This is a genomic window from Gilvibacter sp. CC01 (assembly GCF_055755295.1).
Map to the genome: position 1 here is coordinate 2,487,861 of NZ_CM146909.1, position 20,441 is coordinate 2,508,301.

20 protein-coding genes are annotated in these 20,441 nt (G+C 44.2%); 10 read left to right on the forward strand and 10 right to left on the reverse strand.

Annotated features, from left to right (window positions below; genetic code table 11):
• Positions 1-5: 5 nt before the first annotated feature.
• Together AC0J2F_RS11760 and AC0J2F_RS11765 are read right to left on the reverse strand one after the other, a co-directional pair.
• Complete coding sequence (locus AC0J2F_RS11760) at positions 6-2,966, reverse strand: amidohydrolase family protein (RefSeq protein WP_473007817.1); 2,961 nt, start codon at positions 2,964-2,966, stop codon at positions 6-8.
• A 201-nt stretch (positions 2,967-3,167) separates the two neighbouring features.
• A complete protein-coding gene (locus tag AC0J2F_RS11765; RefSeq protein WP_473007818.1) occupies positions 3,168-4,235 on the reverse strand; it encodes a DUF3810 domain-containing protein in 1,068 nt (355 codons plus the stop codon).
• A gap of 80 nt (positions 4,236-4,315) precedes the next feature.
• Here AC0J2F_RS11765 and AC0J2F_RS11770 point away from each other — a divergent pair, with 80 nt between their 5' ends.
• Positions 4,316-5,773, forward strand: coding sequence for an aminoacyl-histidine dipeptidase (locus AC0J2F_RS11770; RefSeq protein WP_473007819.1), 1,458 nt, complete (start codon positions 4,316-4,318; stop codon positions 5,771-5,773).
• Between the two features lie 44 nt (positions 5,774-5,817).
• Here the strand turns inward: AC0J2F_RS11770 and AC0J2F_RS11775 are convergent, their stop codons facing one another.
• The 3 genes from AC0J2F_RS11775 to AC0J2F_RS11785 are packed head-to-tail and all read right to left on the reverse strand — an operon-like array spanning position 5,818 to position 8,506.
• Entirely contained in the window at positions 5,818-6,924 is a 1,107-nt protein-coding gene (locus AC0J2F_RS11775; protein ID WP_473007820.1) for a peptidylprolyl isomerase, read from the reverse strand.
• A 9-nt stretch (positions 6,925-6,933) separates the two neighbouring features.
• Positions 6,934-7,491, reverse strand: a complete 558-nt coding sequence (gene gldI / locus AC0J2F_RS11780; protein ID WP_473007821.1) for a gliding motility-associated peptidyl-prolyl isomerase GldI — start codon at positions 7,489-7,491, stop codon at positions 6,934-6,936.
• Positions 7,484-8,506: a DHH family phosphoesterase gene (locus AC0J2F_RS11785; RefSeq protein WP_473007822.1), complete on the reverse strand. Its 1,023-nt coding sequence runs from the start codon at positions 8,504-8,506 to the stop codon at positions 7,484-7,486. Before AC0J2F_RS11785 ends, gldI begins: the two co-directional genes overlap by 8 nt.
• An 87-nt stretch (positions 8,507-8,593) precedes the next feature.
• Here AC0J2F_RS11785 and AC0J2F_RS11790 point away from each other — a divergent pair, with 87 nt between their 5' ends.
• Together AC0J2F_RS11790 and AC0J2F_RS11795 are read left to right on the forward strand one after the other, a co-directional pair.
• On the forward strand, positions 8,594-9,649 hold the full coding sequence (locus tag AC0J2F_RS11790; RefSeq protein ID WP_473007823.1) for an alkaline phosphatase D family protein: 1,056 nt from the start codon (positions 8,594-8,596) through the stop codon (positions 9,647-9,649).
• A gap of 101 nt (positions 9,650-9,750) precedes the next feature.
• Positions 9,751-10,170 (forward strand): nucleoside-diphosphate kinase, encoded by a 420-nt coding sequence (locus tag AC0J2F_RS11795; RefSeq protein ID WP_087522949.1) that lies wholly within the window; start codon positions 9,751-9,753, stop codon positions 10,168-10,170.
• A 12-nt stretch (positions 10,171-10,182) separates the two neighbouring features.
• Here AC0J2F_RS11795 and AC0J2F_RS11800 read toward each other — a convergent pair whose 3' ends face one another.
• Genes AC0J2F_RS11800 through recF form a run of 3 tightly spaced genes read right to left on the reverse strand, consistent with a single transcriptional unit; the run spans position 10,183 to position 11,973 of the window.
• On the reverse strand, positions 10,183-10,479 hold the full coding sequence (locus AC0J2F_RS11800) for a DUF721 domain-containing protein (protein ID WP_374958166.1): 297 nt from the start codon (positions 10,477-10,479) through the stop codon (positions 10,183-10,185).
• On the reverse strand, positions 10,472-10,897 hold the full coding sequence (locus tag AC0J2F_RS11805; RefSeq protein WP_473007824.1) for a lipocalin family protein: 426 nt from the start codon (positions 10,895-10,897) through the stop codon (positions 10,472-10,474). Before AC0J2F_RS11805 ends, AC0J2F_RS11800 begins: the two co-directional genes overlap by 8 nt.
• Positions 10,894-11,973, reverse strand: coding sequence for a DNA replication/repair protein RecF (gene recF, locus AC0J2F_RS11810; protein ID WP_473007825.1), 1,080 nt, complete (start codon positions 11,971-11,973; stop codon positions 10,894-10,896). The genes AC0J2F_RS11805 and recF overlap by 4 nt, the downstream gene beginning before the upstream one ends.
• Positions 11,974-12,124: 151 nt before the next feature.
• Here recF and AC0J2F_RS11815 point away from each other — a divergent pair, with 151 nt between their 5' ends.
• From AC0J2F_RS11815 to AC0J2F_RS11845, 7 genes are all read left to right on the forward strand, one after another.
• Positions 12,125-12,889 (forward strand): tetratricopeptide repeat protein, encoded by a 765-nt coding sequence (locus AC0J2F_RS11815; protein ID WP_473007826.1) that lies wholly within the window; start codon positions 12,125-12,127, stop codon positions 12,887-12,889.
• Positions 12,890-12,891: 2 nt separating this feature from the next.
• Entirely contained in the window at positions 12,892-13,389 is a 498-nt protein-coding gene (ribH, locus tag AC0J2F_RS11820) for a 6,7-dimethyl-8-ribityllumazine synthase (protein WP_473007827.1), read from the forward strand.
• Positions 13,390-13,485: 96 nt separating this feature from the next.
• Complete coding sequence (locus tag AC0J2F_RS11825; protein ID WP_473007828.1) at positions 13,486-13,773, forward strand: riboflavin synthase subunit beta; 288 nt, start codon at positions 13,486-13,488, stop codon at positions 13,771-13,773.
• Positions 13,774-15,609, forward strand: coding sequence for a DNA mismatch repair endonuclease MutL (gene mutL / locus AC0J2F_RS11830; RefSeq protein WP_473007829.1), 1,836 nt, complete (start codon positions 13,774-13,776; stop codon positions 15,607-15,609).
• Entirely contained in the window at positions 15,609-16,310 is a 702-nt protein-coding gene (locus AC0J2F_RS11835) for a rhomboid family intramembrane serine protease (RefSeq protein WP_473007830.1), read from the forward strand. Before mutL ends, AC0J2F_RS11835 begins: the two co-directional genes overlap by 1 nt.
• Position 16,311: 1 nt before the next feature.
• Positions 16,312-17,193: a rhomboid family intramembrane serine protease gene (locus AC0J2F_RS11840; RefSeq protein ID WP_473007831.1), complete on the forward strand. Its 882-nt coding sequence runs from the start codon at positions 16,312-16,314 to the stop codon at positions 17,191-17,193.
• Positions 17,180-18,220, forward strand: coding sequence for an endonuclease/exonuclease/phosphatase family protein (locus tag AC0J2F_RS11845; RefSeq protein WP_473007832.1), 1,041 nt, complete (start codon positions 17,180-17,182; stop codon positions 18,218-18,220). Before AC0J2F_RS11840 ends, AC0J2F_RS11845 begins: the two co-directional genes overlap by 14 nt.
• Here the strand turns inward: AC0J2F_RS11845 and AC0J2F_RS11850 are convergent, their stop codons facing one another.
• Both AC0J2F_RS11850 and lepB read right to left on the reverse strand, forming a co-directional pair.
• On the reverse strand, positions 18,221-18,847 hold the full coding sequence (locus tag AC0J2F_RS11850; protein ID WP_473007833.1) for a WbqC family protein: 627 nt from the start codon (positions 18,845-18,847) through the stop codon (positions 18,221-18,223).
• A 6-nt stretch (positions 18,848-18,853) separates the two neighbouring features.
• Positions 18,854-20,440 carry a signal peptidase I gene (lepB, locus tag AC0J2F_RS11855; protein ID WP_473007834.1) on the reverse strand — a complete coding sequence of 529 codons (1,587 nt, stop codon included), beginning with the start codon at positions 20,438-20,440 and terminating at the stop codon, positions 18,854-18,856.
• Position 20,441 lies beyond the last annotated feature (1 nt).

Below are 20,441 nucleotides of genomic sequence, written 5' to 3' on the forward strand. Positions count from 1 at the left end.
GAGTTTTAAAGGGTTTCACATGTGAATCGTTGCTTCGGACGGCTTCCCGGACGGCGTTTAGCTCCGTTGTTTCCGCCTTTGTCGTCGAGCATCATCTTAATGAGCTCGTTGCGTTCTTGCTGAATCGCTGCACGCATAGCAGCGTCCTTGGTCATATCAAAGAAAAGGGCTCCTTCTATATAGGTTTGCTCCGCCTTGGCATAAACCGATAACGGATTGTCTGTCCACAATACCAAGTCTGCGTCTTTGCCTACTTTGATGCTTCCTACGCGATCGTCTATGTGTAAGAGTTTAGCCGGATTGAGCGTAACCATCTTCCAGGCTTCTTCTTCGCTCATGCCTCCGTACTTAACAGTTTTGGCCGCCTCTTGATTCAAACGACGCGACATTTCTCCGTCGTCACTGTTAATAGCCACAACAACTCCTTCGCGCGCCATGATCGCCGCGTTATATGGAATAGCGTCGTTTACTTCGTACTTATAGGCCCACCAGTCACTAAAGGTCGAGCCGCCCACACCATGCGCTGCCATTTTATCGGCAACTTTATAACCTTCTAAGATGTGGGTGAAGGTGTTGACTCTAAAGTCGAATTTCTCGGCCACCTTCATTAACATATTGATCTCACTTTGCACATAAGAGTGACAAGAGATAAAACGTTCTCCGTTTAAGATCTCTGCAAGGACTTCCAATTCTTCGTCATAGCGAATATTGGCACCGCTTTTCTTTTTAGCGTCGTATTCTTTAGCTCTGCTGAAATAGTTCATATAAAGCTGTTCAACACCCATACGCGTTTGTGGGAAACGACTAAAGCTCTGCCAGTTAGACTGCTTCACGTTTTCTCCTAAAGCAAACTTTATGAACTTAGGCGTGTTGTCATAGATCATATTGTCTGCACTTTCTCCCCATTTGAGTTTGATTATTGCAGAACGTCCACCAATTGGGTTGGCCGATCCGTGTAAGATCTGAATAGAAGTTACTCCTCCTGCCAAATTGCGATAAATGTCAATGTCTTCCGGGTCTACTACATCTTCTATGGTAACTTCTGCGGAGCTGTTATGTCCAGCTTCGTTAATGGCTAAGGCGGCAATGTGGGAGTGTTCATCTATGACACCCGCCGTGAGATGTTTTCCGGTGGCGTCTACAACGCGTGCACCTCTAGCGTTGAGGTTCTGGCCAATCGCGGCGATCTTTCCGTCGCGAACCAAAACATCTGTATTCATGAGTATTCCTTCTGCTTCACCTGTCCAAACCGTTGCATTCTTGAATAAGATATTCTGCGACTGCGGAACCGATTTGTATCCGTAACCAATGTTCGGATAGGTAATACCAACAACTGTAGGTGCTTCGCTATCATCGCCTTCGGCTTGCTTTTCTGCTTCCTCTGGGCCCGCGGTTTTGTTTGCGTTAAAACTAGTTTCTCTGCCGTTGGGCAAGACCAATCTTCCACTTAAATTGTCCGAGGAGCTCATCACAGCAGCTGTCATTCGATAGATGTCGTTGTTTGCTTCGTCGGTCATAGAAAGGATCACCCAACCGTCGTCATAAGAAAGTTTGGCCGGAAATTTGGTCTCTCCTTGCTTTACTTCGATTTTTGGCTTTCCGGCATCTCCAGATAAGATCATCTCATAAGACTTTCCACCTGCATTGAGCGTATAGGTTCCTCTTATGTCTTTTTTGTTGCGATCATTAATGACGTTCTTGGTTCCTTGTACCCAGTTCTCGTAAAGCGTTGTGCTGTTTTCAAAGATGTCACCAGAAGTGATCAAAAAGTTGGCTTGAGCTCCAGGATTCAAATTCCCCAAGGTTTCGCTCATACCTAAAATACGAGCAGGTACCGTGGTTAGCGCTTCTAAGGCTTTGGTCTTGTCTAAACCGTATTTGATCGCTTTCATGAGTTTGCCTTTAAAGTCTGCCGCAGATTTTAGATCGTGCGTCGTAAAGGCAAATGGCACGCCATTCTCTGCCATAACTTTTGGATTGCTCGGCGCCTGATTCCAGGCACGCATGTCTGCCAAGGTCACGTAGTCTGCCTGATAAGGATTCGATACATCATATGCGTCCGGAAAGTTAATCGGCAAAATATAGGTGGCATTGGTCGCCTTGATATCGGCTATGGCTTCGTACTCATCACCACCGCCAACAATAACGTATTGAATGCCAAACTGATCTCCGATCTTATCAGCTCTAAGGTCATTTCCTTTGTCTCCTGCATTAAATATGGCAGTCATTCCCTTGTTGGCAATTAAGGCCTCTAAAGAACGGTCTGTAGTATTGCTGTTGCCAGCTTCGTACCAACGCATATCGTGATACATTTGTCTTAGCAGGGCCATAGCGCCCATAAGCGAAGTAGGGTAGGACTGTCTGGAAGCAACACTCTTATTAAATGAAAAGAATTGCCCAGAAGCAGTGTTCATTACACGGTCTGCATCGTCTCCCTTGCTGTTCAAAGCCACCAAGACTCCAGAACCTTGAGCGATTCCATCGTTACGGTGGGCATTTACGACTCCAAACCCTGCATTGCGCATGGTGGCAGCAGTTTTATCGTCGAATTTAAAGTCTGCAATGGCGTTGTACTCTGGCATTATATGGTCGTTCCAATAATAACCCGCTCTAGTCGGGCTGTACTGCGGAGAGCGACCTCCACCTTGGGCGCGTTGCGCTTTTTTCACTCCGAATTCGGAATAAGGGTCAATAAATGACGGATAGATCGTAGTACCACTGGCATCTACCATAATAGAATTCTGCGGAATTCGAACATTGGTGCCAACGGCCACAACTTTTCCATCTCTGATGACCAAAGTGGCATTGTCAAATTTTTTGGTTGGAGTCACATAGATAGTGGCTCCTGTAAACGCAGTGTAATTCGTGTTCTGTTCTTTTACACTGTCGTTGTCAGGAAAATATTCCTGCGCTGCTAAGGGTCCGCACAGCAGCAGTCCCAAAAGGAGGAGTACTTTATACTTCATACATGTTTGATTTGAATTTTCGATAAACGTAAGTAGAGCGGCCTTTGTGGATCTCGGCCAGAAATTGCTGCACTGCGATGCTAATGCCATCGAGGATTTTCACGTTTAATCTAAAATGGTTGGTTTTCTGTTTAAAGATACTAAGGGTTAGCGGCCGAGTCGGACGCTATAACAAATCTTTAACAGCGTGTTAAAGGCCTATTAGAGCGGATTCTTTTCAAAATAGTTTACTGCCAGAGCCACCATATAACTGTAGCTCATTATACCTCTTTCTTGGTTGTTGGCCTTTAAGAAATTGTCCCAGAAGGCTTTGGACAGGTCTTCGAAAGGGTTGTTATAACTCTCCCAAAAGTCACGCATCTCTTTGTAGCTCTTGAGTATTCCCGGATTTATGGTGGTCAAGACTTCTCGATATGCGGCCTCGTCTCTGCGCGCGATCTCATTCACACAGTAGCGCAACATAAAAATATATCCGGTGTATTGAATATAGGTGTCCGGATTGTGTATAGTTGCCAAAGCGGCGATAAAATTGGCTTCGTTCTCTGCGGCATAACCCATCTGATGCGCCTCTTCATGACAAGCCACCACCGGAAATTTATAGGATTTTATAAGTCGATTCACCTGCGCCTCTCCTGTAAAAGGATTGTAATACCCGCTGTACCCCATATAGGTCAAGCCCAAACTCAAGCCAGACTTTTTGACCGAGCGCGGTTTGTACTTAAACATTGGATGTTTTTTCGCCAATTCCTCATAACCCGCTAAAGAGCGTTTAAAGATCTCTCGCTGTGAATAGGGAAGGTCTATCTTAGTGCTGTCTGCATAGCCCAGTTCGCTATGCAATTCATTGGACCTCGATATTAAGCGCTCTGTTAGGTCTAAGAGCTGCTCATTCGTATAGGATGTCTCCAGTTCTAGGGTTTTATAAAGCGGATTGCGGTAATAGTTAATTCCCCAAACTAGGTTAAAAAGCAGATAGGCAAGAGACAAGGTCGCGGCTATATCCAGAAAGAAACCCCAAGGCCCTGTCTTTAAGCGTCTCATGTTCAAATACAGCCAGCGGATCGCATAGATAATAAGGCCTAGGTAAATGAAGTCACCTACAGAGAATGGGATCCATCCGAAGATATATCGACTCAGTTTGGAGAAAAAAGGGTAGATTCCCAAACTGTAATATTGTTCTACAAAATCCGGGAAGTATCGCAATAAACGCAGCCCAAATATTTGAACAACAAGCAGAATTGCCAGGCCGAGTTTGATCTTGAATCGCATTGTTCAAACATACAAACAATTCTTTGTTTTTTAATTTCACGGACGGCATGAAAACCGCTAAATTTGTTAAAATTTTCAAGATGAACGAGACCATAAGACAACTCGAACCCCAAGCAATTTGGAATTATTTCGCAGACTTGAACGCTGTGCCACGCGCTTCTAAGAAAGAAGAACGGGTAATCGCTTTTATTAAAGATTTTGGGCAGCAATTGGGCTTAGAGACCCTAGAGGATGAGGTAGGAAATGTGATCATTCGCAAACCAGCTAGTCCTGGAATGGAAGAACGCACACCAATAGTTATGCAGTCCCATTTAGATATGGTGCATCAAAAGAACAATGACACTAATTTCGATTTCGACACCCAAGGGATTGAAATGTATGTCGATGGGGATTGGGTCCGTGCCAAGGGTACGACCTTAGGCGCCGATAACGGTTTAGGAGTTGCCACCATTATGGCTGTTTTAGCTTCGGATGATATTGTGCATCCGGCAATCGAAGGGCTGTTTACCATAGACGAAGAAACGGGTATGACAGGAGCCATGGGCTTAAAAGGAGGTTTGCTACAAGGCAAGATCTTGCTCAATCTTGACACCGAAGAAGACGACGAGATAGGAGTAGGCTGCGCCGGAGGTGTAGATATTACTGCCAACCGATCTTATAAGACCGAGAATACAGACGCAAGTTTTACCGGATTCCGTCTAAGTGTTACCGGTTTACAAGGTGGTCATAGTGGCATGGACATTCACAAAGGTTTGGGAAATGCCAACAAACTTATGAATCGCTTGCTTTATGTCATAGGTGATTCAGTTAGAATAGGAAGCATTGATGGCGGAAGTCTTAGAAATGCTATTCCTAGAGAAAGCAGTGCCATAGTCGCTATAGAATCCGAAGACATTGCCAAGGTCAAGAGAATTTTCGAAGCAGAGAAAGAGGTTATAAGCAATGAATTTAGGTTGTTAGAACCAGAATTGAATATCAGTATAGAAGCTTTTCAGGCTCCTGCCACTGTTATGGAAAGTAAGGGGCAGCAGCAACTCATAAATGCTTTGTATAGTGCACACAACGGTGTTTATAGAATGAGTCCTGCCATTGTCGATCTGGTAGAGACATCGAATAATATTGCACGAGTTTTGGTAGGCGATGGAAAGATCCACGTGGGCTGTTTGACCCGCTCTTCTGTGGAGTCTTCTAAGGCCGATCTGGCTAACGCCTTACGCGCTAATTTTGAGAATGCGGGATTTGAAGTGTCCCTTTCTGGTGACTATCCGGGTTGGGCGCCAAATATGGAAAGTCCAATTCTCAACGTCATGGAAGGTCTCTATACAGAGTTGTTTGACCAAAAGCCGAATGTAGCAGCTTGTCACGCAGGTCTGGAATGCGGTATCCTTGGGCAGAACTATCCAGGCATGGACATGATCTCCTTTGGACCAACAATAAAAGGAGCACATTCGCCAGACGAGCGCGCCAGTATCTCTTCGGTTAAAAAGTATTGGAAGTACGTAAAGGAAACCCTGAAACGAATTCCGCAACAAGCATAAAAAAAGCCCCGAGATCGGGGCTTTTTAATTTTTTGGGCTGACGATTACTGCTTTATTCCAGTCATCTTCATTCTAAAGATAAGATCGGTATTTGGTGGAATTGCTCTGGAGCCTTGTTCACCATAAGCCAAATGAGACGGCAAGTAAACCATTATCTCGTCTCCAACCTGCATACTTAGCATTGCTTCTTTAAATCCAGGGATCATACGAGCATCTGCCGAGAACGGGATCTCCAATGCACCGTAACGTCCAGCTTCTTTACGCGCCAGGTTCATTACATCAAATTTCTCTGCCAGATCAGGATCCGAAGTATCAAAAAGTAGTCCGTCTGTGTAGTAACCTTCGTATTCTATAAGTACGATCTGTCCTTCTACAGGTGCTTCGCCTTCTCCTTTGTTAACATAAGCACGGCGCAGGCCAGAGGCTAATTCTTCTGCATCCGCAAGAATGGCCTCGTTCTTTGCCTTGTATTCTGCAGCAGTGTTTGTAATCTCTTCTGCTCTGGCTGCGGCTTTTTCTGCTTTAATGGTCAAAGCCTCTTTAAGTGTAGGGACAACGATATCGCCTTTGGTAAGTATGTTCACTTCTTGCATTACTACGTCTTCTACAGGTTTATCTCCAGGCTTGCTGGTCTCTACAGCACCAATACTGTCAACAATGTCTTGCCCAATAACAATCTCACCAAAAACAGCGTGCTTGTAGTCCAAGTGCGGTGTTTCTTTTAAGGTGATAAAGAATTGACTTCCGTTGGTGTTTGGTCCGCTATTGGCCATAGAGAGGATTCCCTTTTTGTTGTGAACCAAACCTTGTACAAACTCATCTGGGAAGGCATAGCCTGGGCTACCCATTCCGTTGCCCAAAGGGCATCCACCTTGGATCATAAAATCATTGATGACACGGTGAAAGATAAGGCCGTTGTAGTATGGCTTGCCCATATAGGTTGAATCTGCCATCTCACTTTTACCACTGGCCAAGGTTACAAAGTTAGATACAGTAACCGGAGCCTGCTCGTGGAAAAGCTTGGCGACAAAAGTACCTTTATTGGTTACGAACTCTGCATAGACACCATCTGCCAAGTCCGGGTATTTTGGATTTTGACAAGAGGCTGCAAAGAGTCCTGCAAATACTAGTAATAGAGTGATTTTCTTCATTTCTATCTTTTAATTATTGGATTCATTTTTATTTTGAGGATCTATGCTCAAGAGGTCTACTTTGACCTTCAATGGATAATTGATCCCTATTTTGTTGTCGTCCCCATAATAGCCAAAGGCGGTATATGAGGGTAAGAATAATATCATGGATTCGCCCTGATGCATCAATTTTAATCCTTGACGCAAACCACTTATCAACTCTTGTTGGTCCATGGAGTAAGTTCTTGGGCTTATTTGTTGCTTCGGATAGATGATGTTGCCGTAAATATCCTCTATTTGGTAGTCAAAAGTGAGTTGGTCTCCAAACTGCGGCAAATAGGTCGCTGTAGAATCTACCACGGTTTTGGTATACCAAAAGCCGTTTTCAGAAGCTGTAAAAGTTGCGGTGGTGTCTTTGGCGATCACCGCTTTTATTGCTGCTTCTTGTTGAGCCACCAGCTCTTGATTGCGACTCACGGAGGCGTTTACAAAGCTGCCAGAGTTTTGGCTTACCGGTCTACGCGCTTCGGGTTGAGCACAAGATCCCATCAGTAGTAAAACAAAGAGAAAAACTAGGGGCTTAGGCATTCAAAAGGGCATTTTGATAGGAGGGCAATATACTAATAAAATACATTATGGTATCTGCCATATTTCGAGTTGATTTTCCGCCGGCAGCATTGATGTGTCCGCCACCTTCAAAGTGTTCGCGTGCCACTTCATTGACAGAGAAATCGCCCTTACTTCTCAGCGATATCTTAATGATCTCATCTTTTTCACTTTCAATAAAAATAGCTGCTAACACAACATTCTCTATAGACAGTGCGTAATTGACAAACCCTTCCGTGTCGCCCTTTTTAAAATCACAGGCATCTAATTCTTGCTGGCTTAGGCTAATGTATGCGGTACGCTGTTCTGGTAAGACGCGTAGGTTGTTCAAGGCCTTGCCCAAGAGTTGCATGCGATTCTCGCTGTTGTTGTCGTAAACCGCTCTGTGGATATCAGAGTTCTGTGCACCGTGGTCTATCAGGTCTGCCACTACGCGGTGGGTCGTACTCGTTGTTGCAGGAAAGCGAAACGAGCCTGAGTCTGTCATTATTCCCACATAAAGATTGGTTGCTATCTCCGCATCCAAGAACTGTAAATGACCCATCATCTTCATAAAATGGTAGACCATTTCGGAAGTGGACCCCATGCTGGCATCACTATAGGTAAAGCGCGCATAATCGTCCGGTTGCTGGTGGTGATCTATCATGACAAACGGGCAATCCAATTTGTCGAGTACTGCTTCCATCTCTGGCCCTAAACGATGCAAGGCATTAAAATCTAGCGTGAAGACCAAATGTGCTTTTTTAAGCAAGGTTCCGCAGTTGTCACTATGCGTCTCGAACTTGAGGATGTCCTCATTTCCGGGCATCCACTTTAAAAACTTGGGGTAATCGTTCGGAACCATAACGCGTACATTATGGCCTAGTTTTTCCAAATAGGTGCTGAGGCCCAAGGTAGACCCTATGGCGTCTCCGTCCGGATTTTTATGTCCAATGACCACAATGCGCTTGGGTTCGCTTAAGAGTGCTTTTAACTCAGTAATTTCGGCAGTATTCATCAGGCGCGAAGATACAATTTAATAATGAGAGCTAAGGAGGAGTTACGGGCAATATTGGTTAACTTTATCACAATAAACTCAACCATCATGATGCGTCAATTTTTAGTTTTTGCCTTAGGGATTATTGCTCTTGTAAGTTGCAAGAATACCAAAGAGCAAAGTTCAGATCAAAACCCATCCGCAGCAATCAATGACACGCTAAGCTTTGTTTTTGCCAGTTGTAATGACCAAGAGCGAGAACAACCGCTATGGGATCCTATAATAAGCCACAAACCAGCCTTGTTCGTTTGGGGAGGCGATAATATTTACAGCGACACCAGAGACAGTTCTAAAATGCGCGCAGATTACGAGAAACAGTTCAAGCAGCCTGGCTACGCCAAATTAAGACAGCAAACAAAGGTGATAGGAACTTGGGATGACCACGATTACGGCGAGAACGATGCCGGCGCTCAATACCCAATGAAGATCAAAGCGAGCGAACTCTTTTGGGATTTTCTCGAGCTGCCCAAAAACGATAGTTTGCGCGATCAACCTGGAGTTTTTCACACCTATGTGCACCAAACAGAGCAGGGGTCTATTAAGTTCATCATGCTGGATACCCGTTATTACCGCGATCCGCTGTTAAAAAGTGATGACCCTGACAAACGCTATACCCCTTGGCCTGCAGACCATGATGGTTGGTTCTTGGGGCCGCTACAATGGGCTTGGTTAGAAAACCAACTTCAGGATACCGCTCACGATTTCACCTTTGTTGTTAGCAGTGTGCAGTTCTTGAACAATGCCGATCACGGCTGGGAGAAATGGGGCAACTTTCCTGCGGAGCACCAAAAGATGTATGAGGTCTTACAGGGAGCCAAATCTAAGAATATCATACTACTCTCCGGAGATCGCCATCATGCAGAAATGTCTAAGGACGACAATGCAGGTCTGGGATATCCGCTGCTCGATTTCACTTCCAGTGGCTTGACACATACGTTTCCTGGATCTCCTTTAGAGCCCAATGAATACCGCTGGGGCGAAGGCACAAAGGCCATTAATTTTGGTGTGATCAAGGTGCACCAAGCTTCTAAAACAGTAGTTTTTGAGATCCGAGGACGCGACAATGTACTCATAGAAAGCTTTACGCAACAGTATGCGGAATAGTTTGCGGCTCTAAGGTATTGTTTATTTGCGGTTAAAGAATCGTTAAGCGCTTGTAGTCTGCCTTAAAAGGGCTACTTTTGCACAAATTTTTTACACCTGACATGAGAACAGACAGAACATTTACAATGTTAAAGCCCGATGCCGTAGAAAAAGGACATATCGGAGCCATCTTAGAAAAAATCACTGCTGCTGGTTTTAGAATTGTAGCCATGAAGCTTACGCAAATGACTGCAGACGATGCCAAAGCATTTTACGCTATCCACAAAGAGCGTCCGTTCTTTGGAGAGTTGGTAGAATATATGACTCGCGGTCCTATTGTTGCTGCGATCTTAGAAAAGGAGAACGCGGTTGCCGACTTTAGAACACTTATCGGTGCTACTAACCCGGAGGAAGCTGCAGAAGGAACTATCCGTAAGTTGTATGCCGCTTCGATTGGCGAGAACGCTGTACACGGTAGCGATAGCGACGAGAATGCTGCTATCGAAGGGAACTTCCACTTTGCTGGTAGAGAGCAGTTCTAATTAGACCGGCGCTTAGCGCAAAACTAATTTCTTGATCATTTCTGTGCCCAATTCTTCATTGAGCATGGAAATGATTTTTTGTTTTCCATAACTCAGTTCTTCACGAAGTACTGAAGAACTCAGGCGCACGTAGAGTGTGCCAGATTCCAACCGAATATCTTGGGTGTACCCCGCAATGGCTGGCCCCATCATTTTGTTCCAACAGTCGCGTACATTGATCTGGTCCATACCGCGCTTGAGTTTTCCTTGTCCCAAAAACTCTTTCAAGGCATCGCCCAAACTCATATGTTCCCTATTGCGCTTATTCATTGTCTAAAATATTTATGGCTGAATAGGGTTTATACTGATAGCGCGTACCGCTGGTGTCTTCTAGAATCAGCTGCTCTTCTGTTATAACGAGAATTTGCTCCTGCCACTCGGCATAAGGCGTTTTATAGTTTAAATAATAAGCTGCTGCGGAGTCGATTAGGCTAAATCGCTCACTATTTTTTGTACTGGCATAAGTGCCATCTAATTTTGGAGCCAATTTCTTTCTAAGGCCAGCTGTATCGTTTTGCAATTCAAAATAGTCGACCACCAAATTGGTCTGATATGCCTTGATAAGCTCTCCGTTTGCGGTTACCTCTTCGATCTGCCAATAACCTTGTAGAGGGCTCAGGTCTCCATTGAATTTAGTCTGGCAACAGCTCAGTATGAGTAGGCTAAAAACTGCTAAAAGCTGCTTCATAAGGCGATCATTTTATAAGATTGGTGAATACTGCTAATAACAGCTTCTGTGCGCTGCGCATGTGTATCGCTAATAAAGATCTGTCCAAAATTATCCTCCTTGACCAACTGCAAGAGTTGGGCCACCCGAGACTCATCGAGTTTGTCAAAGATGTCATCTAGCAGTAAAATTGGGTTTTGCTCGGCCTTGTCCTTTACAAAGTCGAATTGCGCCAACTTTAAGGCAATTAAAAACGACTTTTGTTGGCCTTGAGAGCCGAATTTCTTGATCGGGTGACTGTCTATTTCAAAGTTCAGATCGTCTTTGTGAATACCTTGACTTGTGTATTGCAGTGCCTTGTCTTTGTTCAGGTTTTGGGCAAAAAGCGCCATAAGCGGCATTTCTTGTAGCTGACTCTTGTAGTTGAGACTAACGGCTTCGTGCCCGCCACTGATCTCCTGGTAGCGCGTATTGAAAATAGGCGTGAACTGTGCAATGAATTCCTCGCGCCGCTTGTGTAAAGGTGTACCGAGTTGGTCTAACTGCTCGTTGTAAACTCCTAAAGTGTCTTCGTTATAGGTGTTGTTGAGCGCAAAGTACTTCAACAGGGAGTTACGCTGAGACAAAACCTTGTTGTAATCCAATAGGTTCTGCAGATAAGCCGGGTCGTTGAGCGAAAGTACCCCGTCCATGAACTTTCTGCGGACATCACTGCCCTCTGTTATCAGATCGCGGTCCGCAGGCGAAATGATCACTACCGGAATTAGCCCAATATGGTCCGAAAAGCGCTCATAGGCTTTACCGTTTCTTTTGATGACCTTTTTCTGCCCTTTTTTATTGCTGATGAGAATCCGTTGGGGTTGCTCATTATGGGTGAAATTCCCATCGATGACAAAAAAATCGGCCCCATGTCTGATATTCTGACTACTAATGGGATTGAAATAGCTTTTGCCATAAGCCAAATGATATACGGCATCTAAAACAGTGGTTTTACCCACACCGTTATTGCCCACCATGCAATTGATCTTGTGGTCAAAGCTAAAACTTTGGCTCTCAAAATTCTTGTAATTCACTAAGGACAAGTCGGTTAAAATCATGCTAGGTACTTCGGTGAAGCGGTGTTGCCGTGGGCTGTCGCTGCTACAATCCGCAGCGAAAAACAGCTTGCAAATTATTGAAAATTAACGAATAAATTGTCTTTCAAATTCTAATAAAAATTATATTTTTGCCCCGCAATAAATCAGCAGTATGGCAACGTATAAAAAACGCGGAGGGAGACCTAAAACAAAGGTTGAACAGCAAACCAAGATAGAAGAAGGAAGTGCAACGGCAGAGGTATTCAACACCTTAGACGAGGGCGCTAACAAAGCCGAGCAATGGGTAGCCAATAACCAGAAGTATATTTTTGGTGTGATCGGCGTTGTTGCCTTGGCCATTTTGGGTTACTTGGCTTATCAAACATACATTCAGGAGCCTAAGGAGGCTAAAGCCATGAATGAGATGTTCCAGGCTCAGAACTACTGGGAGCAGGCCATGACCGCTGTAGAGAATGATTCCTTGTTCAATTTGGCTCTTAAAGGAGGAAACGGACAATACGGTTTTGAAGAGATCATTTCTAAGTACGGTGGGACCGATGCGGGTAACCTTGCCAAGTACTATGCTGGAATTGCTTATTTGCAAACTGGTGATTACAAGAAAGCCATTGAAAGTCTAGACGGTTTTAAAGCCACCGATGAGATCCTTGCGCCACAGGCTAAGGGAGGAATTGGAGATGCTTTTGCTGCCTTGGGTGAGTTTGGAGATGCTATGGATTACTACAAGCAGGCAGCCAGTTTGAATACCAACGACTATACTACACCAAAATACTTATTGAAAGCTGGTAAGAGCGCTATTGAGGCCGGTAACTACAGTGAGGCCATATCTTTACTAAGTCAGATCAAAGAGCGTTTCCCAGAATCAACTTTCGTACAAGAGGCCGATATCTTCTTAGGGCAGGCCGAGGTGATGCAGTAATTATGGCAACCGCAGGAAACAACTTATCGGCATATAATAAGGCCGAGGTTCCAAACGCCAAGGATTTTAGATTTGGCTTGGTGGTTTCTAAGTGGAACAATGAAATTACCGAAGGGCTCTTTCAAGGTGCTTTTGATGCGCTTAAAGATTGCGGAGCTATTAACGATAATATTGTGCGCTGGAACGTACCGGGAAGCTATGAGCTTATCTACGGAGCACAACGCATGCGTGAATCCTACGATATGTTGGATGCCGTTATCGTGATTGGAAGCGTCATTCAAGGAGAGACCAAGCATTTTGACTTTGTTTGTCAAGGGGTGACCAATGGAATTGCACAACTCAACGCAGCTGGAGGCATTCCTGTAATTTTCTGTGTACTTACCGATAACAACATGCAACAAGCCATAGATCGTTCTGGTGGTAAGCACGGTAACAAAGGTACAGAAGCTGCTATTGCCGCCATAGAAATGGCGCAACTCAGAAAAGAAAGTAAATTCTAGATCAAGCCTTATTTGCTCTGGCATTGTTTTTGTTTTGTTAAAGGAGAAAAGCTACTTTAACAAACGCAGCTATTTTAGTAAATTTGGTTGAGTACAATGGGAATATTCAAAACACGCAGGAACAAAAGGTACGACTACGAACCTCGATACTATAAGAACGGGGGTAAGCGTCCTTTTGAGATGGGCAATCGTTTTGATGAATATCGCACAGCATCTTCGCCAGCTCGAGGACTTAAGAACAAGTTCAAACACGCATGGGCCGATTACAAAGGCAATCCGAGTCAAGAAGTAAATCGCCGTGTGCTGATCATCGTTTTGGTGCTGATCATCTTGTTCTTATTTCTCATTGATTTTGATCTATCCATCTTTACGACAACTCGATAAATGGCAGTTACAATAACGCGTTTACCTGAACATGTGGCCAACCAGATCGCTGCAGGAGAGGTTGTTCAAAGACCTGCTTCTGTTGTGAAGGAGTTGCTAGAGAATGCTGTAGATGCAGGAGCAACCGAGTTGCAATTGGTAGTCAAAGATTCGGGGAAGACCTTAATTCAACTTATAGATAACGGTTCGGGTATGTCCGCAGAAGACGCCCAAGCCTGTTTTGAAAGGCACGCGACCTCTAAGATCCACCAGGCGGAAGATCTTTTTAAGCTTCACACCAAAGGATTCAGAGGGGAAGCATTAGCCTCTATCGCTGCGGTGGCCCAAGTAAGCCTAAAAACACGTACCGCAGACGCAGAAGTCGGAACCGAGGTGAAGATAGCCGGTAGTGAGATCTCTGAAGTTTCAGAATGTGTCACTCCAGTAGGAACAGTAATCTCTGTAAAGAATCTGTTTTTTAATATTCCGGCGCGTCGTAACTTTTTAAAGAGCAATCCTGTAGAATTGCGACACATCATAGACGAATTTCACCGCGTGGCCTTAGCGCATCCTGATCTTGCATTTAGTTTGCACTCGAATGATTCGCTGCTCTTCTCCTTGCCTCAGGCTAATTTGAAACAGCGCATCACAGGAATATTTGGTCCAAAGACCAAAGAACGTCTAGTGCCTGTAACAGAAGAAACAGAGGTGGTTGCCGTAAGCGGTTTTGTGATCAAGCCTGAGTTTGCTAAAAAATCGCGAGGAGATCAGTTCTTTTTTGTAAACGATCGATTCATCAAATCGTCTTATTTGCATCATGCTGTCACTGCAGCTTTTGAAGGACTGCTTAAAGATAAAACCGTACCCGGATATTTCTTGTTCTTAAAGGTGCCAACAGACAGCATTGATATTAATATCCATCCAACCAAAACAGAGATCAAATTCGACGACGACCACACCATTTACGCCATGCTACAAGCTGCGGTAAAACACAGTTTGGGGCAGTTCAACGTGGCGCCGGTCTTAGATTTTACTCGTGACGATTCTTTGGATACGCCTTATGAGATGAAGCAGGCTGCGCCTAAAATGCCTAGCATTGCTGTAGATCCGAGCTTTAATCCGTTTAAAGAAAAGTCCAGCAGTGGGCGTTCCAATTACCAACGCTTGCAAGAGCATCAACCGTCTTGGGAGGCCCTTTATACTCAGGTGGATAATAAAGAATTTGGAGAAACTTCTTTGGAGGAGATCACCTTGGAGAGTCAAGAGGTCAGTGGTCAATTTTTCGAAGATGCAGAAGACCAGGCGCAGTTGCCAAGTATGCAATTGTTTGGAAAGTATTTGGCTAGCCCTACTAAGGGAGGTATGCTTTTAGTGCATCAGCAAAGAGCACATCAACGCGTGCTTTATGAAGATTACCTAAAAAGAATGACTGCCGATGCCGCCAACAGTCAAGCCCTGTTGTTTCCCATAAGTTTAGACTTAGACAGCAAGCAAAAGGCTTTATTGGAGGAAGTAAAAGACGGCTTGGATCATTTAGGTTTTAGTTTTTCTGCAGAGGAGCAAGTAACCTTAAGTGCTATACCGACAGCAGTAAAGCCTGAACAAGTCGGACAGATCATAGAAAATCTATTGGCAGATCTCAGCACCGATGTGCCGGGCATGAGCTTTAGTGCCAATGACGTTCTTGCCAAGTCCATGGCGAAAAGCTTAAGTGTAAAAACAGGAGCTAAACTCAGCAAAGATGAGCAGCAGCACATGATCAATCAGTTGTTTGCCTGCAAGGAGTCTAATTTGAGTCCTTTTGGAAAGCCGACCTTTAAAATAATTACGAACACCGAAATAGATAATAAGTTCTAGTGTATTCCATCTCAGAAACAGTAAAGGTTCTTTTGATCATAAACGTCATAGTGTTTGTGGGTACTATGACTATGCCAGATACTATGTATCAACTGTTTTCGCTCTACTATTACGAGAATCCATCGTTCAAATTCTGGCAGCCGGTCACCCATATGTTCATGCACGGTGGTGTGTCGCACATCGCATTTAATATGTTAGGACTCTGGATGTTCGGTACGCCTTTAGAACGACAGTGGGGGTCTAAGCGCTTTTTATTCTTTTATTTCTCTGCCGGATTGGGTGCAGCGCTCATCCATACCATAGCTAATTATATTGATCTGCAATTAGATATCAACGAACTGATGCAGGCTGGTATTGGCAGAGATATGATAGATCAGGCCATAGCCCAAGGTCAGATATTTGTGAACTATCCTCAGGTTAATTTTGAAGGATACTTCGTGCCGGCTGTGGGAGCCTCTGGTGCAGTTTATGGTATAATGACTGCTTTCGCTGTCTATTACCCGAATGCGCAATTGATGATGATATTCTTCCCGGTGCCTATTAAGGCCAAATACTTTGTACCCTTGATCTTGATAGGTTATACAGTTATGAACCTAACAGACAACCTCCCCGGAATAGCCCACTGGGCACACGTAGGCGGGGCTTTATTTGGTTTTATAATGGCCTGGAGTTGGCGTAAATCTAGATTTAATCCCCAATAGAATGGCGCAAGACCTTTTACAGAAATACAGAATGTCTAGTGTATTGATCAAACTCATAGTGGTCAATGCCATAGTCTTTTTTGTCTTCTATTTAGGCGCCTTTATTTTTAGGCTGAATGAGGCCGATCTGAAGTCTTGGTTCGTACTTCCTTTACAGACTTGGGATTTTCTCTATAAACCATGGACCTTCTTTAGCTATGCCTTTTTGCACAGTGGTTTTTGGCATATTTTCTGGAACATGCTTATCTTGTATTGGTTTGGGAATATAGTGCTCAATCTGTTCAAAGAAAAAACCTTATTGACCCTTTATTTACTCGGAGGAGTGGCGGGAGGAGCCCTTACCATACTGGCCTTTAATTTGTTCCCTGCCTTTAACGATTTTACTGTTGGTAACTTACAAGGAGCCTCTGCAGCAGTTTTTGCCATAATGGTTTTTATAGCGACATATACGCCAAATGCAGAAATGCGCGTTTTTATGTTTAACATAAAGCTTTGGCAGATTGCTGCGTTCTTTGTTTTGAAAGATTTGATTGCTTTGCCCGCTTCAGATAATGCTGGGGGCTTAATGGCGCACATGGGTGGTGCCATCTTTGGTTATACTTATGCCAAACAATTGGCCAAAGGCAATAATATAGGAGCTGGTTTTGAACGTTTAATGGATAGCTTGGTGAGCTATTTTAGCCCGCGTAAAAAGCGGCCTTTTAAAAAAGTGCACCGCAATCCTCAAGGTCCGCGGCAAAGTAGTGCCAAGGCTAAAGAATCTAAAGACGAGCAGCAAAAGAAGATCGATGCCATTTTGGACAAGATCGGAAAGAGTGGTTATGACTCCTTGAGCAAGGCCGAAAAGGACTTCTTGTTCAAAGCGGGGAATGACTCGAATTAAAAAAAATCCGCGATCATTGAAACTGATCGATAAAATCCTTTACGCGCTAAATGTTGTGGCAGCAATTTTGCTGACACTGTCTTTTCTTACCCCTTATATTGCTCCGGATAGTTTCCCACTGCTCAGCGCGCTTTCGCTACTAGTTTCACCATTGTTGGCGATCAACTTTGCTTTTGTGATCTATTGGTTGTTTCGTCTTAAGAAACGAATTTGGGTTTCTTTTGTACTACTTATAGTTGCCTATTTTCATTTCAATGCCTTTTGGGGCTGGGGATCGGGCGAGCAGACCACTACAGCCAAATCTTTAAAGGTACTTTCCTTTAATGTGGAGTTGTTCGAAGCATATCGTGAAAATCCAGATCCGGATGTAATCAAAAAGATGCAACAGCTTATCGATGATCACCAACCCGATGTTCTTCTTTTACAAGAATTCTATAAGCTAGAAAGCAATCCGTTCGAATTGTTTGCGCATCGTTACACCCATTTCAAAGGAAATAGGCGTTTGGGGCATGCTATATTCTCTAAACATCCAATAATAAATAAAGGAGCTTTTGACTTTAATAAGACAGGGAATAATGCACTTTTTGCTGATATCGTCGCCCACCAAGACACCCTCAGGGTCTACAATGTACACTTGCAGTCCTTTAAAATATCACCCAGTGTGGCCAACTTACAAGAAGGTTCTGGGAATTTGATAAGACGTCGCATAAGCGAAGCTTTTAAACAGCAGCAAGAACAGGCAGTGGAGGTTTTAGCACACAGCCAGCAATCTGGTTATCCGGTTATTATGGGAGGGGATCTCAATAATACAGCCTTTAGCTATGTGTACCGGAAGTTTGCCTTAGATTATCAAGATGCCTATGCAGAGGCAGGTTCGGGATTGGGAAGTACTTTTACCTTTGATTTTTATCCTATTCGGATCGACTACATCTTTGCCGATAAGGAGCTTAAGATCAACAGTTTTAAAACCTTAGACAGGCCTTTTGGCGATCACGCGCCCATTCTAGGTGTAGTGGGTTGGGAATGATCAGAATTCCAAGTTTTCTAAGTAGCTAACGCTTTCCGGGCCTAGATTGAAAAGTAGGTCTAAAACACTCAAATTATTTAAAAATCCGTGCTGGTTTTGGTGTACCTGATGGTAGGGAGGAGTTGGTATTTCTGGTACTTTTTTAGAGCGCACCAAGATTCGATGGTCGTTAATTTCGCCTGGATCTGGATCTGTGGCATAACTTTGTGTAAACTCGTACTTAAACGGAATACCTATGAGCTCCGCGACCAGCTTCATACTTTCTAAGTTACAATCAAAGAGCCGCTTATGCTTTTGGTCAAAGAAGGGTTTTATCTCATCCTCATAAAATTCAAAGAAAGGTGAACTACGATACCCTGCCTCCAAGCTACGCCAATGATCGCGCTGCCAGTGGAAGTTATTCTCAATAGAAACTGTGGCGGTTTTTTGACGCTCGCCATCTTTGCTGTGCTTCACCGGGATATTTAAACCGAGTTTGCCATTGCTGTGGGCAATATACAAGCGATTGCGATAGGTTTGTTTTTGATAGTTGTCACAGCGCTCTAAAAGCAAGGATTCTGCCTTTAAGATCACGTTCCACAAGGCGATATTCCCAAAATAGGCCGGATGGATGAGTGCCGATTTCATCAGAGCTTAGGCCTTTTGCTTACGTCGTTTTCTAAAGAAACTGAATACAAACCACGCAACCAAGAGTCCCAAGAAGATCTTAAAGTAGGAGACAGGCTGCCCGGATCCACCTACGGTGGTGAAAAAGCGTTCCCAACGGAATTTATTGGCCAAACCACGGGCTTGCCCATCGATGCTCATCCATACGAATACTGGTTTACCAACCACGTGGTTAAAGGGCACATAACCCCATGTACGCGAATCTTCACTGTTGTTTCGGTTGTCACCCATCATCCAGTAGTAGTCTTGCAAGAAAGTGTATTCTGTGATAGGACGTTCGTTGAGTAGCACTTCGTCTTTGGTCACACGTATGCTTTGATTAACCCCCATCTCATAGCCTTCGTACACTTCTATAATGCGCTTGTAAAAACCAACGCTCTCTGGCGTTATGGCAACAGTAGCGCCTTTTTTAGGAATATAGATGGGTCCAAAATGTACGTTGTTGTTCGGGTAGCGCGGATCATAAGGAAAGATATCACGAGACCATTTCCTGTCCTCCTCATAGTTGCGCAAAGACTCCACTTGTAATACCTTGGCGAAGTTCCTGAATTGCTCCAGAGTCGCGTCGGTGATCTGCATATAATAGGTATTTGGCTGACGGTATTCCGGAATTATATCTGTAATGTCAAAGCGCTTTCTAATATAATCTATGTCGCTTTCTGTCAAAGCTTCTTTGGTGTAGACTACATAACCAAATTGCAACTTCGCTCGCTCTGGCAATACATTTTGCTCTCCGTTCACAAAGACATAGCCGTTGCGTACTTCTAGCGAGTCGCCAGGGAGGCCTACACAGCGTTTTACATAATTGGTTTTCTTGTCTATGGGTTTGTAGTGGAACCTGCCGTCATTAGGGGCGCTAACTATGTTTACGGTATCTACCGGCCAGTTAAAAACCACGATGTCGTTGCGCTCTATCTTTTGAAAGCCCGGCATGCGTAAATAGGGTGAATTTAGCTGCGGACTGTACGATTTGCTGTTAACCAAAGGCACCGTATCGTGTACCATAGGGAAAGAGATTGGTGTCATAGGCGTACGTGCTCCGTAGTGAAACTTACTTACAAAGAGATAATCACCCACCAAAAGCGTTTTTTCCAAGGAAGATGTTGGAATGGTAAAAGGTTGCATAAAATAGGTATGCACCAAGGTTGCTGCTACTACGGCAAATAAAATAGAGCTGATCCATTCTCCAGCAACAGTGCGAGGCTGCAAAGAACGATCTGGAATATGTGTGACATCTACGCCGTAATTGATATAGTAGATATAGAACCCTAAGGTCACCACCCCTAAGAGGGTATCAGTGTTGGAATTTCGGCCAAAGCTGCGCAGGGTCTCTACCCAGACTACCGGGAACATAATTAGATTTACTATTGGCACAAACAACAAGATCGTATACCACCAAGGCCGGTTAATGATCTTCATTAAGATCACAGCATTGTATAACGGGATAGCGGCTTCCCAGGCCTGTCTGCCCGCTTTCTGATAAAGTTTCCAGGTTCCTGCAAAGTGAATGATCTGTACGGCGAGAATGAATAGTAAAAGACCTTCGAAAGTCATG

Bases quoted from the DNA above. Each gene is read 5' to 3' on its own strand.
- AC0J2F_RS11840 (WP_473007831.1), top strand. From the start codon at position 16,312: ATGGCGCAAGACCTTTTACAGAAATACAGAATGTCTAGTGTATTGATC.
- lepB (WP_473007834.1), bottom strand. From the start codon at position 20,440: ATGACTTTCGAAGGTCTTTTACTATTCATTCTCGCCGTACAGATCATT.
- AC0J2F_RS11805 (WP_473007824.1), bottom strand. From the start codon at position 10,897: ATGAAGCAGCTTTTAGCAGTTTTTAGCCTACTCATACTGAGCTGTTGC.
- AC0J2F_RS11800 (WP_374958166.1), bottom strand. From the start codon at position 10,479: ATGAATAAGCGCAATAGGGAACATATGAGTTTGGGCGATGCCTTGAAA.
- mutL (WP_473007829.1), top strand. From the start codon at position 13,774: ATGGCAGTTACAATAACGCGTTTACCTGAACATGTGGCCAACCAGATC.
- AC0J2F_RS11785 (WP_473007822.1), bottom strand. From the start codon at position 8,506: ATGAATACTGCCGAAATTACTGAGTTAAAAGCACTCTTAAGCGAACCC.
- AC0J2F_RS11760 (WP_473007817.1), bottom strand. From the start codon at position 2,966: ATGAAGTATAAAGTACTCCTCCTTTTGGGACTGCTGCTGTGCGGACCC.
- ribH (WP_473007827.1), top strand. From the start codon at position 12,892: ATGGCAACCGCAGGAAACAACTTATCGGCATATAATAAGGCCGAGGTT.
- AC0J2F_RS11815 (WP_473007826.1), top strand. From the start codon at position 12,125: ATGGCAACGTATAAAAAACGCGGAGGGAGACCTAAAACAAAGGTTGAA.
- AC0J2F_RS11770 (WP_473007819.1), top strand. From the start codon at position 4,316: ATGAACGAGACCATAAGACAACTCGAACCCCAAGCAATTTGGAATTAT.
- AC0J2F_RS11845 (WP_473007832.1), top strand. From the start codon at position 17,180: ATGACTCGAATTAAAAAAAATCCGCGATCATTGAAACTGATCGATAAA.
- gldI (WP_473007821.1), bottom strand. From the start codon at position 7,491: ATGCCTAAGCCCCTAGTTTTTCTCTTTGTTTTACTACTGATGGGATCT.
- AC0J2F_RS11795 (WP_087522949.1), top strand. From the start codon at position 9,751: ATGAGAACAGACAGAACATTTACAATGTTAAAGCCCGATGCCGTAGAA.
- AC0J2F_RS11850 (WP_473007833.1), bottom strand. From the start codon at position 18,847: ATGAAATCGGCACTCATCCATCCGGCCTATTTTGGGAATATCGCCTTG.
- AC0J2F_RS11790 (WP_473007823.1), top strand. From the start codon at position 8,594: ATGATGCGTCAATTTTTAGTTTTTGCCTTAGGGATTATTGCTCTTGTA.
- recF (WP_473007825.1), bottom strand. From the start codon at position 11,973: ATGATTTTAACCGACTTGTCCTTAGTGAATTACAAGAATTTTGAGAGC.
- AC0J2F_RS11765 (WP_473007818.1), bottom strand. From the start codon at position 4,235: ATGCGATTCAAGATCAAACTCGGCCTGGCAATTCTGCTTGTTGTTCAA.
- AC0J2F_RS11775 (WP_473007820.1), bottom strand. From the start codon at position 6,924: ATGAAGAAAATCACTCTATTACTAGTATTTGCAGGACTCTTTGCAGCC.
- AC0J2F_RS11825 (WP_473007828.1), top strand. From the start codon at position 13,486: ATGGGAATATTCAAAACACGCAGGAACAAAAGGTACGACTACGAACCT.